12 protein-coding genes are annotated in these 14,185 nt (G+C 64.3%); 4 read left to right on the top strand and 8 right to left on the bottom strand.

Features of this window, described 5'->3' with window-relative positions; all coding sequences use genetic code 11:
- Positions 1 to 23: 23 nt before the first annotated feature.
- Both E1742_RS17030 and E1742_RS17025 read right to left on the bottom strand, forming a co-directional pair.
- A complete protein-coding gene (locus E1742_RS17030; protein WP_134386169.1) occupies positions 24 to 2,150 on the bottom strand; it encodes a M3 family metallopeptidase in 2,127 nt (708 codons plus the stop codon).
- A gap of 9 nt (positions 2,151 to 2,159) precedes the next feature.
- Positions 2,160 to 4,298: a M3 family metallopeptidase gene (locus E1742_RS17025; RefSeq protein ID WP_229466042.1), complete on the bottom strand. Its 2,139-nt coding sequence runs from the start codon at positions 4,296 to 4,298 to the stop codon at positions 2,160 to 2,162.
- Positions 4,299 to 4,551: 253 nt separating this feature from the next.
- Here E1742_RS17025 and E1742_RS17020 point away from each other — a divergent pair, with 253 nt between their 5' ends.
- Entirely contained in the window at positions 4,552 to 5,847 is a 1,296-nt protein-coding gene (locus E1742_RS17020) for an FAD-dependent oxidoreductase (RefSeq protein WP_134386168.1), read from the top strand.
- Positions 5,848 to 5,859: 12 nt separating this feature from the next.
- Here the strand turns inward: E1742_RS17020 and E1742_RS17015 are convergent, their stop codons facing one another.
- Together E1742_RS17015 and E1742_RS17010 are read right to left on the bottom strand one after the other, a co-directional pair.
- Positions 5,860 to 6,165 carry a hypothetical protein gene (locus E1742_RS17015; protein WP_134386167.1) on the bottom strand — a complete coding sequence of 102 codons (306 nt, stop codon included), beginning with the start codon at positions 6,163 to 6,165 and terminating at the stop codon, positions 5,860 to 5,862.
- A gap of 161 nt (positions 6,166 to 6,326) precedes the next feature.
- Entirely contained in the window at positions 6,327 to 6,788 is a 462-nt protein-coding gene (locus tag E1742_RS17010) for a host attachment protein (RefSeq protein ID WP_134386166.1), read from the bottom strand.
- Positions 6,789 to 7,153: 365 nt separating this feature from the next.
- Between E1742_RS17010 and E1742_RS17005 the strand changes: the two genes are divergently transcribed.
- Positions 7,154 to 7,708 (top strand): PEP-CTERM sorting domain-containing protein, encoded by a 555-nt coding sequence (locus E1742_RS17005; RefSeq protein WP_134386165.1) that lies wholly within the window; start codon positions 7,154 to 7,156, stop codon positions 7,706 to 7,708.
- Between the two features lie 238 nt (positions 7,709 to 7,946).
- Entirely contained in the window at positions 7,947 to 8,489 is a 543-nt protein-coding gene (locus E1742_RS17000; RefSeq protein ID WP_166793510.1) for a PEP-CTERM sorting domain-containing protein, read from the top strand.
- Positions 8,490 to 8,537: 48 nt separating this feature from the next.
- Here the strand turns inward: E1742_RS17000 and E1742_RS16995 are convergent, their stop codons facing one another.
- Positions 8,538 to 8,744 carry a SlyX family protein gene (locus E1742_RS16995; protein WP_229466040.1) on the bottom strand — a complete coding sequence of 69 codons (207 nt, stop codon included), beginning with the start codon at positions 8,742 to 8,744 and terminating at the stop codon, positions 8,538 to 8,540.
- On the bottom strand, positions 8,741 to 10,813 hold the full coding sequence (locus tag E1742_RS16990; protein WP_134386163.1) for a UvrD-helicase domain-containing protein: 2,073 nt from the start codon (positions 10,811 to 10,813) through the stop codon (positions 8,741 to 8,743). The genes E1742_RS16995 and E1742_RS16990 overlap by 4 nt, the downstream gene beginning before the upstream one ends.
- Positions 10,814 to 10,924: 111 nt before the next feature.
- Here E1742_RS16990 and E1742_RS16985 point away from each other — a divergent pair, with 111 nt between their 5' ends.
- Positions 10,925 to 11,407: an SRPBCC family protein gene (locus tag E1742_RS16985; protein ID WP_134386162.1), complete on the top strand. Its 483-nt coding sequence runs from the start codon at positions 10,925 to 10,927 to the stop codon at positions 11,405 to 11,407.
- A 13-nt stretch (positions 11,408 to 11,420) separates the two neighbouring features.
- On the opposite strand, the gene E1742_RS16980 is transcribed toward E1742_RS16985, so the two are convergent.
- On the bottom strand, positions 11,421 to 12,533 hold the full coding sequence (locus E1742_RS16980) for an HD-GYP domain-containing protein (RefSeq protein WP_134386161.1): 1,113 nt from the start codon (positions 12,531 to 12,533) through the stop codon (positions 11,421 to 11,423).
- A 123-nt stretch (positions 12,534 to 12,656) separates the two neighbouring features.
- On the bottom strand, positions 12,657 to 14,102 hold the full coding sequence (locus E1742_RS16975) for a dihydrolipoyl dehydrogenase (protein ID WP_134386160.1): 1,446 nt from the start codon (positions 14,100 to 14,102) through the stop codon (positions 12,657 to 12,659).
- Between the last annotated feature and the right edge of the window lie 83 nt (positions 14,103 to 14,185).

The following is a 14,185-nucleotide window of genomic DNA, read 5'->3' as shown; positions in this document are numbered from 1 at the left end:
ATGCCGGACCTGACCCCGGTGTTTTACTTCTCCGTCAGCCCGCGGCGCTCCAGCAGCGGTTCGATTTTCGCATCGCGGCCGCGGAATTCGCGGAACATCTGCATCGCGTCCATCGTGCCGCCTTTCGACAGCAGCTTGCTGCGGAACCAGTCGCCGTTCTTGCGCGTCAGGCCGCCGTTTTCCTTGAACCATTCGACCGTGTCGGCGTCGAGTTTTTCGGCCCACAGGTAGCCGTAGTAGCCGGACGAATAGCCGCCCGAGAACACGTGCGAGAAGTACGTCGTGCGGTAGCGCGGCGGCACGGGTGCGAAGTCGACGCCGGCGTCCTTCAGCGACCGCGCTTCGAAGCCCAGCACGTCGGTCGGGATCTGCGTGGCGCCCAGCTGATGCCATTTCTGGTCCAGGATCGCGGCGGCTAGGTACTCCGTCGTGCGGTAGCCTTCATTGAACTTCGACGACGCGATCACCTTGTCCAGCAGCTCCTTCGGCATCGGCGCACCGGTCTGGTAATGCTTGGCGTAGTTGTTCAGCACTTCCGGCCAGGCCAGCCACATCTCGTTGACCTGCGACGGGAACTCGACGAAGTCGCGCGGCACGCGGGTGCCGGAGAAGCGCGGGTACTTCACGTTCGAGAACATGCCGTGCAGTGCGTGGCCGAATTCGTGGAACGTCGTGCGCACTTCGTCGTACGTCAACAGCGTCGGCTCGCCGGCGGCCGGCTTCGGAATGTTCAGGTGGTTTGCCACGACCGGGTGGGTACCCAGCAGGCTGTTCTGGTTGACGTAGCCGTTCATCCAGGCGCCGCCGCGCTTGTTGCTGCGGGCGTAGAAGTCGCCCAGGAAGATCGCGAGCTGCTTGCCGTCCGCATCGAACACGTCCCAGACGCGCACGTCCGGGTTGTAGACCGGCAGGTCCTTGCGTTCCTTGAACGTCAGGCCGTAGACCTTGTTGGCCGCGTAGAACACGCCGTTTTCCAGCACGCTGTTCAGTTCGAAGTACGGGCGCAGCTGGTTCTGGTCGAATGCGTAGCGTGCCTTGCGCACCTTGTCGGCATAGAAGGCCCAATCCTGCGCAGCCAGCTGGAAGCCGCCCTTCTCTTCGTCGATGACCTTCTGCATGTCGGCCGCTTCGCGGCGCGCGTTGTTGACGGCCGGCTTGGCGAATTCGGCCAGCAGCTTGTTGACCGCATCCGTGTCGTGCGCGGTCTGGTCTTCCAGCATATAGGCGGCGTGGCTGCTGTAGCCCAGCAGCGCGGCACGTTCGGCGCGCAGTTTGGCCAGTTGCAGCACCAGCTCGCGGTTGTCGAATTCGCCGCCGCGGCTGCCGCGCGCCATTGACGCGGCCAGCAGGCGTTCGCGCGTGGCACGGTTGGTCAGCACGGCCAGCGGCGCCTGCGTGGTCGTGTTGACGACCGGGATGGCGAACTTGCCATCCAGGCCGCGCGCCTTTGCTTCGGCGGCCGCCTTGGCGATGGCCGCATCGCTCATGCCGGCCAGCTCTTCGCGCGTGTCGACGATCAGTGCCGATGCATTGGCTTCCTTCAGCACGTTCTGCGCAAAGGCCGTCTGCAGCTCCGCCAGCTTGGCGTTGTACGCCTTCAGTTTTTCCTTGTCCGCGGCGGACAGCTTGGCGCCGGCGCGCACGAAATCGGTGTGATAACGCTCCAGCAGGTATTTGTCTTCCGGATTCAGGCCCAGCTTCTCGCGCTTGTCGTACAGCGTCTTGATGCGCTGGTACAGCTTCGCGTTCAGGCGGATCGCGTCGCCGTGCGCGGACAGCTTCGGCGCCAGCTCGCGATCGAGCTTTTGCATCCCGTCGTCCGTGTTCGCGCCGGTCAGGTTGAAGAAGACGGTCGAGACACGGTTCAGCAGGCGGCCCGTGCGCTCCATGGCAACAATGGTGTTATCGAAGGTAGGCGCCTTCTTGTTGTTGGCGATTGCGTCGATCTCGGCGGCCTGCTCGCGCATGCCCGCTTCGAACGCCGGGCCGTAGGCATCGCCGGTGATCTTGTCGAAGGCGGGGTACTGGAACGGCAGCGTGCTGGGTTTGGCGAACGGGTTCGACTCGGCCAGCTTGATGGCGGGGGCGGCGTGAACGATGCCGGCGAAAGCCAGGCTGGCGGCGAGGATCAGCAGTTGTGGGCGTTTCATCATTTTCCTTTATTGAGCGGTCAGGCCGCGGCGTTGCAGCAGCGGTTCGATCACGGCATCTCGGCCGCGGAAGTTACGGAACAGTTCCATCGCATCGGCGGTACCGCCGCGCGAGAGCAGCGTCTTGCGGAACCAGTCGCCGTTCTTGCGCTGCAGGCCGCCATTCTCGTTGAACCAGACAACCGTGTCGGCATCGAGCTTCTCCGACCACAGGTAGGCGTAGTAGGCAGCCGCGTAGCCGCCCGAGAAGCTGTGCGAGAAGTACGTGGTGCGGTAGCGCGGCGGCACCAGCGCGTAGTCGACACCGGCGCCCTTGAGCGCGTCGGCTTCAAACGCCAGCACGTCCGTCGGGATCTGGTTCGGCGTCAGCTGATGCCATTTCTGGTCCAGCAGCGCCGCGGCCAGGTACTCGGTCGTCACGTAGCCCATATTGAACTTGCGCGACGCGGCCACTTTATCGAGCAGTTCCTTCGGCATCGGCGCGCCGGTCTGGTAGTGCTTCGCGTAGTTCGCCAGCACTTCCGGCCACACGGCCCACATCTCGTTGACCTGCGACGGGTATTCGACGAAGTCCTGCGGCACGTCGGTGCCGGAGAAGCGCGGGTACTTCACGTTCGAGAACATGCCGTGCAGCGCATGGCCGAATTCGTGGAAGGCCGTTTTCACTTCGTCGAACGTCAGCAGCGTCGGCTCGCCGGCGGCCGGCTTCGGAATGTTCAGGTGATTGGCGATGACGCTCTGCGTGCCCAGCAGCGAGGACTGCGACACATACTCGTTCATCCAGGCGCCGCCCTGCTTGTTCGGGCGCGCATACATATCGGCCAGGAAGATCGACAGCTGCTTGCCGTCCGCATCGAACACGTCGAACACGCGCACGTCCGGGTTGTACACGGGCAGATCCTTGCGTTCCCTGAACGTGATGCCGTACAGCTTTGTCGCAGCGAAGAAGACACCGTTGATCAGGACGTTATCCAGTTCAAAGTATGGCTTCAGCTGCTTCTCGTCGAAGGCGAAGCGCTGCGCGCGCACTTTGTCCGTATAAAAATCCCAGTCCGCCGCCGTGACGGGAGCGCCGGCGATCTTTTCCAGGTCCGCGCCTTCGCGACGCGCGTTGTTTACGGCCGGCTGCGCCAGTTCGCCCAGCAGCTTGTTGACGTTGGCGGTGGTCTTGGCGGTCTGGTCGTCCAGCGAATAGGCCGCATAGTTCGGATAGCCCAGCAAGATGGCGCGCTGCGCGCGCAGGCGCGCGATCTTGCGCACGTTCTCGCGGTTGTCGAAGTCGCCGCCACGGCTGCCGCGCGTCATCGATGCCTGCATCAGGCGCGCACGCACTTTGGCGTCCGTCAGTTCGGCCAGCGGCGGCTGGCCCGTCGTGTTGACGATGGCGATGACGAACTTGCCGTCCAGTCCCCGCTCCTTCGCCGCCGCGGCAGCCGTGTTGATGGCCGCATCCGACATGCCAGCGAGTTCCGCGCGCGTGTCGACCACCAGAGCCGACGCATTGAGTTCCTTCAGCACGTTCTGGTTGAACGTCGTCTCCAGCGTGGCGATCTCGCCGTTCAGGGCCTTCAGCTTCGCCTTGTCCTGTGCGGACAATTTGGCGCCGGCGCGCACGAAGTCCTTGTAGTAGCGTGCCAAGAGGTGCTTCGATTCCGCATCCAGTCCCAGCTTGTCGCGCTGCGCGTGCAGTGCCGCGATGCGCTTGAACAGCTTCGGATTCATGCCGATCGTGTCGCGATGGGCGGACAGTTGCGGCGACATGTCGCGCTCGACGGCATCGAGCGTGTCGTTGGTGTTCGCGCCTTGCAGGTTCGTGAACGTGGCCTGGACCCGGTGCAGCGTCAGGCCGGCGCGCTCGAGCGCTACAACGGTATTGTCGAAGGTCGCGGGCTGCCGGTTGTTGGCGATCGCATCGACTTCGCGCAGGTGCTCGGCCATCGCGGCCTGGAATGCGGGCAGGAAGTGCTCGTCGCGGATCTGGTCGAAGCGCGGGTACTGTAGCGGCAGCGCGCTGGCCTGCAGCAGCGGATTCGCGGCGACTGGGCTGGTGGCGGCAGTGGAACTGGATTGTGGGGAGGCGGCTTGGGCCATCGGGGACAGTGCCAGCGCCAGGCTGGCGGCAAGGACGAGCATTCGTGGATGAGGCATAGCGTCTTTCGGTATTCGTGCCGAAGCACTCCAGGGTATCCGGCAGCCTGCCACGCGGCCCGGATAGGGTGACGCGGCCCGCCGGGCCCACCAGCTGCGCCGCCTTGAGCGGGCGGCAGCAACCCGCGATCATAGCAGGCCAATTTGGCAACGTCATCCGTGGAAATGTTTCTGATGTTTCCGGAGTTTCCGGCGACCGGCACCGGCTGCCGCACCGTGCTACCATCCGCCCTTCATGACGTTTGCCGCCTCTATGTCCGTTCCTTTTCGCAAGTCATACGATGCCATTATCGTCGGCAGTGGCCCCGGCGGCGCCAGCACGGCCCGCGCGCTGGCGCGCGGCGGTGCCCGCGTGCTGATCCTGGAGCAAGGCAGCGCCGCGCCAGTGACGGGCACGCTGGCGCAGATGGCGGGGATGGCGGCCGTGCCCGGCAAGGGTGCGTTCCTGCACCGCGACGCGTCGCTGCTGGTGCGCGGCGTCACCATGGGCGGCAGTTCCACGATCAATTTCGCCACTGCCGCGATGCCGCCGGCCGCGCTGTTTGCCCGTTACGGCATCGACCTGGCGCCGCATGCGCAGGCGCTGCGCACGGAGCTGCCGATGGCGCCGTTGCCGGACGAATTGGTCGGCCCGATGGCCTCGCGCATTGCCGCGGCGGCCAGCGGTATCGGCCTGGACTGGCAAAAACTGACCAAGATGATCCGCCCGCAGGCGTGCCGCACGGGCTGCTGGCGCTGCGTGTACGGTTGCCCGTTCGGCGCCAAATGGACGGCGCGCGACCTGGTCGACGAAGCCTGCCGCCACGGCGCCCAGCTGGTGGCGCAGGCGGACGTGCGCCGCGTGCTGGTGGAAGCCGGACGCGTGACGGGCATCAAGGTGCGCATCGACGGCGCCATGCACACGGCAACGGCGCCGCTGGTGGTGCTTGCGGCGGGCGGCATCGGCAGCCCGAGGGTGCTGCACCGTTCCGGCCTGGCGCCCGCACGCGCGCCGTTTTTCAGCGATCCCGTCATTGCCGTGATGGGCAGCGTCGACGATCTTGACGGCGGTGCCGAAGTGCCGATGGCCGCCGGCCTGACGCTGGCGGACGAAGGCATCGCCTTTGCCGATCTGACCTTGCCGAAGCCGATGTACCAGGCGTTTGCGGCGCAGGTAGGCCGTCTCGACCGCCTTGCCGCGCACGCGCACACGTTATCCATCATGGTCAAGATCCGCGACGATATCGGCGGCGCCGTCGGCCCGCGCTGGGTCAGCAAGCCGTTGACGGCGTCCGACCGCGCCCGGCTGCGCGATGGCGTGGCAACGGCCCGGCGCATCCTGGCGCACGCCGGCGCGCGCCATGTGTTCCAAAGCTGGCATTTTGCCGCGCACCCAGGCGGCAGCGTGCGCATCGGTGCCGGTGTCGATGCCGACCTGCGCACCGCCACGCCGGGACTGTATGTCTGCGACGCCTCCGTGATCCCGGAGCCCTGGGGCCTGCCTCCCACGTTCACGCTGCTGTGCCTGGGCGAAAGGCTGGCGCATCACCTGGCAATGGCCCGGCGCTGAGGCAAGATTGCATCACGTGCGGAAGTGCAGCCGGCCGACCGCCCGCCTTCCCATCTCCAGCAGCGAGCGCAGCGCGGCGGCCAGCGGGCGCTCCAGGTACCGGGAAATCAGGTAAGCCGCCAGCAGCGACAGTCCGACCGTTCCCCAGAACAGCACGTGGGTATTCACCGTCGGGTAGAACTCCGTGATCAGCAGGTATCCGACCGTCTGATGAATGAGATAGAGCGGATAGGTCAATGCGCCCAGCATCGGCCAGCGCCGCCTGCCCAGCGCCCCGGTGCGGCGCAAGGCAATAACCCCAAAGACGATAAAGAACATTCGGCGGTCTGCGGTGATGCACAAGGCGTATCACGCTACTCGACCGGCGAGCATGTTGGAAGGTCAGGAAGGAGCTGTCGGAACGCCTGCCGGTTCGGGCGGTAGTCCAAGCCGGCAAGCTGGCCCGACGTTACTGCGAACGTGACGCGTAAAGTCGTACGTCAGGTCTGGTGTTGCTTCAACTGCGCCAGCAGATCATGTGGCGGGATGCTCGTGTAGTCCTTGTTCAGCTCCTGTGAAATCGCGCCGGTTACTTGCTTGTCGAGCAGCTTGCGCAACAGCCCCAGCGTTTCCGGCCCGGCGGCCAGAATCAGGTTCTGGTAGCGGTTCTGGGTATGCGCCTGCAGCAGATAGTCGGCCAGACCGCGGGCGAATAGTTCCGCCTGGTGTTCCAGTGGGGTCTGGTTGGGCTCGTACCCATTGGGCTGTGTGGCGGCGCCAGTATTGTGCTTGCTCTTGCCGGCTGCGAGATTGCCCAGCTGATCGGTTTCCAGGTCGGACACACGGGCACGCTGGGCGGGATTGACCATGTCCTCGACTTCCATCAGCGTGCTGTTCTGGTCTTTCTGTGCATAAATACGCGCGCGGCCATTATTGGCCGTAACGATCCAAGTAGTTGGCATAACTCCTCCTGCGATTGACAATATCAGGCTAAAGCATGCCTCAAGCAGGCGCGCAACGACCGTCCGTTTCGGTCAGGAAATTCCAGAACGGAAAACTGAAAAACACCGCGCCAACGCTTCTTACATTCCTGCAATCGGAATAAGCGTCTACTTCATATCGCTTACAAATGGGAGTCAATCATGCTGAAGAACTGGTGCCGGCCATTTGCTGACATTGGCGGCCACGTCCGTGCAGGCGGAGAGTACGACGTGACTGCGCGAGCTCGCCACAGCGGGTTGACACGGCGATTTCGCTTTCCCGGCCATGGTAGCAATGCTAAAATTAATAGCAATTTTTACAATAACTTTCAGATGGAGAGTCACTCATGCTGCGAAAAATAGTGTCAGCCGCGATACTGGCCACCGTCGCCGGCGCCGCCCACGCTGAAGCCACCACGTGGACCTTTGCTTATCAAGGTTTCTTCGATGAGGCAGACGAAGTATTCGATCCCCGCTTCAAGATCAGCGGCAGCTTCACTGCCGAGGATCTGGACCACGACGGCACGATCCGCGTGGATGAATTGACGCAATTCAACGTATGGGGCGACGACTATCTGACGTGGGACTGCCAGTACACGTCGGGTTTTCATTGCTATATTAACGAGTTCACCTACCGGCTGGACGGCAAGCTGGACTTCAACGCGGAAAACTACTATCTCGATGAATTCAGCTCAGGCTCCGGCAACCGCATCACGGCGGGCGACCAGGCCGTGGACTGGGGCTACTGGGCATTCGGCGATCGCCGGAACGTCTATCGCTGGACCGACCAGACGACATTCACCATCTCGCCGCCGCCGGTACCCGAGCCGTCGACCTATGCCATGCTGGGCGCAGGCATGCTGCTGCTGGCGGGTTGGCGAAAGAGCCGCAAGTCGCAATAGACGGCGGGCGCGTCAGCGCTGCATGACTGATCGGCTTTCCCCCGGTGGCGCGAGCATGGCGCCGCCGCGGATGCCGGCATCGATGGCTCAGCACCCGCACGGCCCCGTGTCTTGAAAAATCGGTACCCTGTTCTATCCTGAAATGTCAATCCGATAAGACTGACTACCTACTTGCAAGCCAGCGGCCGGTATGCGCCCCCGCTGGCAGGTCACCGTCTCGACAACCAGGGAGATACCGATGAAAAAACTGCTGCTTCTGTCCGGCCTGACGCTTGCCCTCGGGGCCGCCCACGCGGGCACATGGACATTTACCTACCAGGGTTTTGAACGCGACGGTACGTTCGATCCCGACTATAAATTGTCGGGCAGCTTCAGTGGAGACGACCAGGATGCCGATAATGTGATCGAACTGGACGAGCTGACGAACCTGGTGCTGGAAGGGCAGACCTACGTCGGTCCCGATAACGGCAGCGGCATCGAATATACCGCCGATTCGTTCAGCTATACCCCGACCGGCACGCTGCAATTTACCTCGCGATATATATTCCGCGATGTGCGATACCTGTGGGGCTCCATCGTCTCCGGCGACCATATCCACCACGCTTCGTACCATATCTACACCGGCGAGTCGTACTCGAGTACGGCGTACTGGACGGGCCAGACCACCTTTACCATCTCGCCACCGCCGGTGCCGGAGCCGGCCTCGTTTGCCATGTTGGGCGCCGGTGTCCTGCTGCTTGGCGCGCGGCAGTGGCGGCAGCGCCGTCCGCGCAGGGCATGACAGCGGAGGCGGCCCGGCAGCCGCCATGCCGCATGGGCCAGCAACCGATCAGTAATGCGGCGGGCGCTCGTTGATGGGCGCCTGGGCCGAATCGCGCGTGCGGATGCGCTCGGCCATTGCCGCGATCAGGTTTTCCAGCTTGTCGATTTGCTGCTGCTGCGCGTAGATGCGTTCGTTGAGCGACTCCACCAGGTGCTCCTGGTGGGCCAGCTTGATTTCAATGTCGATAAAGCGGTTGTCGATCGGGTCGGTCACGTTACTTCCTTCGTTTTCGGGGTGGCCAGCAGTTCCTTCATGCGCGCCAGGCGTTCGCGCGGACTGATGACTTCGGTTTCCTTCGGCACGGCGTCGCCCACGTCCAGCTGCATCTCGGCGATGAAGCGCGACACGTCGCAATGCACGTGCTCGCCGCCGCGTTTTCGCTTCTTGCACCACGTCAGCTGCAGCGTGCGCTTGGCGCGGGTAATGCCCACGTACATCAGGCGGCGCTCTTCCTCGATGCGCTGGGCCAGCGTCTCGACGGGCGCATCCGGATCGCCCTTGTGCGGCAGGATGCCCTCTTCCACGCCGACCAGGAACACATGCGGATATTCCAGCCCTTTCGACGCGTGCAGCGTCGACATGCGGATCGCGTCCGGGTCCTCGTCCTTGCCTTCCAGCATGGACATCAACGCCACCATCTGCGTCAGCTCCAGCACATTTTTCTCTTCGCCGTCGCGATCCTTGCCGCCGCGGCCCCGGTCCTTCAGCCACGAGACAAAATCCAGCACGTTCTGCCAGCGGCTTTGCGCGGCGCGCTCTTCCAGGGTGTCATACAGGTAGTGCTCGTAGTGGATGGCTTCCATCAGGTCGTCCAGCACCTGCGCCGCGTTGTCGCCGCTGCCGGACGGCCCGGGGCGGCTGGCGCGCGATTCCAGGTCATTGATGAAATTGCAGAAGTCACGCAGCGGCATCAACTGGCGATCCGTCAGCTTCGCTTCGATGCCGCCCTTGAAGACGGCTTCGAACAGCGAGCACTGCCACTGGCCCGAAAAGGCGCCCAGCACTTCCAATGTCGACTGGCCGATGCCCCGGCGCGGCGTCGTCACGGCGCGGATGAATGCGGGATCGTCATCCTGGTTCGCCAGCAGGCGCAGGTAGGCGATGATGTCCTTGATCTCGGCTTTATCGAAAAAGCTCTGGCCACCGGAGATCGTGTATGGAATGCGCTGGTTGCGCAGCGCCTGCTCGATCACGCGAGCCTGGTGGTTGCCACGGTACAGGATCGCGTAATCCGACCATTTATTCTTGCGCTCGAAGTGGTCCGCCGAGATCATGATCGCGACCTGGTCGGCCTCCTGCTCGTCGTTGGCCATCGCATGCACCTTGATGGGCTCGCCCAGGCCATGCTCGGACCACAGCGCCTTCTCGAACAGTTTCGGATTGTTCGAGATGACGGCATTGGCCGCCTGCAGGATGCGCGTGGTGGAGCGGTAGTTCTGCTCCAGCTTGATCAGCTTCAGGTCGGGGAAATCCACCTGCAGGTTGGCCAGGTTCTCCACCGACGCGCCGCGCCATGCGTAGATGGCCTGGTCGTCGTCGCCCACGGCCGTAAACATCGGCTTCTTGCCCAGGCCCGTCACCATCAGCTTGAGCAGCTCGTACTGGCAGGTATTGGTGTCCTGGTATTCGTCGACCAGCAGGTAGCGCAGGCGGCGCTGCCACTTGTCGCGCACCGTCTCGTTGTCGCGGAACAGCTCCACGGGCAGGCGGATCAGGTCGTCGAAGTCCACCGCCTGGTAGGACGACAAGGTGGCCACGTAACTGGCGTAAATGCGGGCCGATTGCGCTTCATCCTCGTCCTTCGCGTTGCGCAGCGCCAGCTCGGGCACCACCAGGCCGTTTTTCCACAGCGAGATGTCGTTCTGGATGCGGCGGATCAGCTGCTTGTCCGTCGTGATGGCGAGGTCCTGCACCAGCGAATAGCAGTCGTCGCTGTCCATGATGGAGAAGCGGTCCTTCAGCCCCAGGTGATTCGCTTCCTGGCGCAGGATCTTGACGCCCAGCGAATGGAACGTCGACACCGTCAGCAGCTTGGCCTGGCGCGGCTGTTTCAGCAGCTTGGCAACGCGTTCCTGCATCTCGAGCGCGGCCTTGTTGGTGAACGTCAGCGCGGCGATCGTGCGCGGATCGTAGCCGCGGTCCTCGATCATGTAGGTGATCTTCTGCGTGATGACACGCGTCTTGCCCGAGCCCGCCCCGGCCAGCACGAGGGCGGGTCCGTCGAGATAGAGCACGGCTTCGCTTTGCGGACCGTTCAGGCCGAATTGTGGTGCATTGGACATGGCAGGGAGATGGAGGAGGCAAACACAGCCGGCCATTGTACCGCCTCGGCCATTGATATTTTGCGCACGGGAGGAATATAGTGGTGTCTCAGTCACCCCAGGCACGCGTCCATGAAATTCGAGCATCTCATTGAAATCAACGATCCGCTGAACCCGCTGATCGACACACTGACCCATGAACAGCTGTGGCGCGGCCTCGTGTTGCGGGCCGAATCGCCGAAGCTGTTCGTGCCGCACCTGGACGAGTGCCGCATTGCCGATCGCACCGACAAGGGTTTTAAGCGGACGCAACGCTACGGCGAGCTCGTCATCGAGGACACGGTCGTGCTGGAGTACCCGGACCGCATCCGCTACGAGGTCGCGCCGCAGGGCGAGATCACCAGGTCGAGCCTGACGATGACGATCGAGTCGCACGGCACGGCGCGGCTGTACGTGCGCTTCGAGTATGAGGACGCGCACAACGCGCTGGAAGATGAAGCCAACAAGATGTACGACGATTTCCGCCGTTCGGCCTACCAGGAATCCGATATCGACACGATCCGCGTGCTGCGCGACCTGGCCGAGCAGGGGCGGCTGGATGCGACGCTGAACTGACGCAGTTCAAGCTTCACGGCAGCGCTTCGCGCCCCCACACCTGGTCCATCCGGAACGTGGCATCGACCTGCCCGGCCGCCAGCACGTCGCGGATCCCCGACAGGTCGCCGCGCGTGTCGCGCTGCAGGAACACGTCCAGCCTGGCGCCGCGCGGACCGATGAACGTCGTCACGTGCGGCGTCATCGAGTTCACACCCTTGCGCGCGACGACGCCGATCTCGCCGTTCAGCAGGCGCACGTAGGTGCCGACCGGATAAATCCCCAGCTCGCGGATCAGGACGGCGCCCAGCTGGGCGTCCAGCGCATGGTTCGCTTCCAGCAGGATGTCGCGCAGGGCGGCGTTCGGCAGCATTGTCTTGCGCCACGGGCGGGTGGAAACGCGCGCGCAGTAGCGGTCGGCCAGCCCGATCAGTTTCACGGGACAGGCGATGGCGTCGCCGGCCAGACCGTCCGGATAGCCGGACCCGTCCTGGTTTTCGTGGTGTCCCAGCACGCAGGACAGCCATACGTCATCCTGCACACCGGCCCGGCGCAACAGGGCCACACCGTGCGCCGGATGCGCCTTGACGATGGCCCGTTCCGCGTCGGTCAATGCCGCGCGGTCGTCCTGCACGTCCAGCATGCCGACGTTCATTGTCAGCGCTGCCAATACCATCGACGCGATCTCGGCCGCGGGGCGTTTGACGGCCCGGCCCAGGATGGACGCGACCACCGCCGTGTCGACGCAATGGCGCACGCCGTACGGCGCACTTTGCTGGTTGTGCAGGATGCAGGCAACCGCCACTTCGGGATTCACGTCGACAGCCTGGCCGACCAGCGCCGCGACGGCCTGCAGGTCGGCCTGGACGGCACCGTCGCCGTCCGCAATGCGGCGCAGCAGGGGCGTCAGTCCGGCCAGCGCTCCGTTCAGCAACCGCACGGCGGAAGGCCGCTCGAGCGCTGCATGGCCATGCTCGCCAAAATCGAGATCGTCGATAAAGCCGCGTGCCACCAGCGCGTCGAGCTGGCTGTCCGACGTCGGCACATAGCCTTTACGGACGAGCAGCGCGCCATTGTCGCCGCTGACGTCCCACGGCAGCAGCAGGCCCAGTTGGATGTCGCCATAGGTGAGTCGCCGGATCGTCATTGCTGCCCTCATGTCGCGCCGCGAAAGACGCGGGTCATGCGCCACATCTTTGCTAGGAGTCAACAGTCTATAGCAAAAAGCAAGTTTCCACGCGGTCGGCTTAGCACGCTGTTGTTTTTAAGCTCAGGTTCCCGGCGTACAGTCCGGACAAGGCTGCGGCACCTCCGGCGGCGGGTGGCGCAGGCGTTCGGCCAGGTCGCGCAGCGCCGTGCGTACGCCCTCCTCGACGACCGGATGGTAGAACGGCATGTCCAGCATGGCCGCCACCGTCAGTTTTGCCTGCGCGGCCCAGGCCAGCAGATGGCCGATGTGCTCCGCGCGCGGGCCGATCATTTCGGCGCCCAGGAAACGGCCGCTGCCGTACTCGCCGTAGACGCGCAGCATGCCGCGGTTCTGCAGCATCACGCGGCTGCGCCCCTGGTTGGCAAACGACACCATGCCGACGGCAAAGCAGCCCTCATGACTGCGGCACAGCGAGCCGTAGCCAGCGCCGAGCGTGGCGATCTGCGGTTCCGTAAACGCGATCGTCAGCGGCGTGCGGCGCAGGCCTGGCGTCACGAGCGGGAAGGTGCCTGCGTTATGGCCTGCGATCTTGCCCTGATCGGCCGCTTCGGGCAGCAGCGGCAGTTCATCGTTGACGTCGCCGGCAATGAAAATCGGGCTGGTTCCGCACTGCATCGTGTGCTTGTCGTACAGCGGGATGCCGCGGCGGTCCAGCTCGATGCCGGCCAGGTCCAGGCGCAGCGCGTGCACGTTCGGCCTGCGGCCGATTGCCGCCAGCACGTAATCGTAGCGCTCGGTGCGTTCATCGCCGCCACTGTCGCGCGTGACGAGGGCCAGCCGCGAGCCGTCGGCCTTTACGCTGACGATCTGCGTACGGAAGCGAATATCCAGCTCCTCCTTCAGCACCGCGCCCGCATTGGCCAGCACCTCCGGATCGGCCAACTGCGCAATGCTCGTGCCGCGTGCGTACAGCGCTACCCGCACGCCCAGCCGGTGCAGCGCCTGGCCCAGCTCCAGGCCGATCACGCCAGTGCCGATCACGGCCACCGATTCCGGCAGGTCCGTCCACTCGAACACGGCATCGCTGTTGATGACACGCGGCCCGGCGGCCGCCCACTCTTCCGGCACGATGGGCGTGGAGCCGGTGGCGATGACGATGCGTTCGGCGCGGACGGTGGTGTGCTCGTCGACCTGCAGGGTATCCGGCCCCGTGAAGCGGGCATAGCCGCGGATTTTGTCCCCGGCCGGCAGTTCCTCCACGTTCTCGACCACGAAGCCGACAAAGCGGTCGCGCTCGCGCCGTACCCGGTCCATCACGGCGGTGCCATCGATGCAGACCGTGCCCGGGTGCACGCCGAAGCCGGGCGCGACCTTCAGCGCATGGGCGGCCTCAGCCGCCGAGATCAGCAACTTGCTGGGCATGCAGCCGACGCGTGCGCACGTAGTGCCATACGGGCCGCCTTCAATCAACACGGCATGCTTGCCGGACGCGCGCGCGGCACGGTAGGCCGACAGGCCCGCACTGCCCGCCCCGATCACGGCGACGTCGCAACGAATTTCCTTCATTTTGCCTCCAGACATGGTGTGCCGATGGTACACCGTTGCCCCGCGCGGCGCCTCAGCCATGGGGAGACATACGGGAATATTAG

Source organism: Pseudoduganella plicata, from assembly GCF_004421005.1.
In the GTDB taxonomy this organism is placed as follows: Bacteria; Pseudomonadota; Gammaproteobacteria; order Burkholderiales; family Burkholderiaceae_D; genus Rugamonas; species Rugamonas plicata.
Note: the sequence above shows the minus strand (reverse complement) of the source record. Positions and strands in the feature narration are given on the sequence as shown.

Bases quoted from the DNA above. Each gene is read 5' to 3' on its own strand.
- E1742_RS17020 (WP_134386168.1), top strand. From the start codon at position 4,552: ATGTCCGTTCCTTTTCGCAAGTCATACGATGCCATTATCGTCGGCAGT.
- E1742_RS16975 (WP_134386160.1), bottom strand. From the start codon at position 14,102: ATGAAGGAAATTCGTTGCGACGTCGCCGTGATCGGGGCGGGCAGTGCG.
- E1742_RS17005 (WP_134386165.1), top strand. From the start codon at position 7,154: ATGCTGCGAAAAATAGTGTCAGCCGCGATACTGGCCACCGTCGCCGGC.
- E1742_RS16980 (WP_134386161.1), bottom strand. From the start codon at position 12,533: ATGACGATCCGGCGACTCACCTATGGCGACATCCAACTGGGCCTGCTG.
- E1742_RS17015 (WP_134386167.1), bottom strand. From the start codon at position 6,165: ATGTTCTTTATCGTCTTTGGGGTTATTGCCTTGCGCCGCACCGGGGCG.
- E1742_RS16985 (WP_134386162.1), top strand. From the start codon at position 10,925: ATGAAATTCGAGCATCTCATTGAAATCAACGATCCGCTGAACCCGCTG.
- E1742_RS17025 (WP_229466042.1), bottom strand. From the start codon at position 4,298: ATGCCTCATCCACGAATGCTCGTCCTTGCCGCCAGCCTGGCGCTGGCA.
- E1742_RS17000 (WP_166793510.1), top strand. From the start codon at position 7,947: ATGAAAAAACTGCTGCTTCTGTCCGGCCTGACGCTTGCCCTCGGGGCC.
- E1742_RS17010 (WP_134386166.1), bottom strand. From the start codon at position 6,788: ATGCCAACTACTTGGATCGTTACGGCCAATAATGGCCGCGCGCGTATT.
- E1742_RS17030 (WP_134386169.1), bottom strand. From the start codon at position 2,150: ATGAAACGCCCACAACTGCTGATCCTCGCCGCCAGCCTGGCTTTCGCC.
- E1742_RS16990 (WP_134386163.1), bottom strand. From the start codon at position 10,813: ATGTCCAATGCACCACAATTCGGCCTGAACGGTCCGCAAAGCGAAGCC.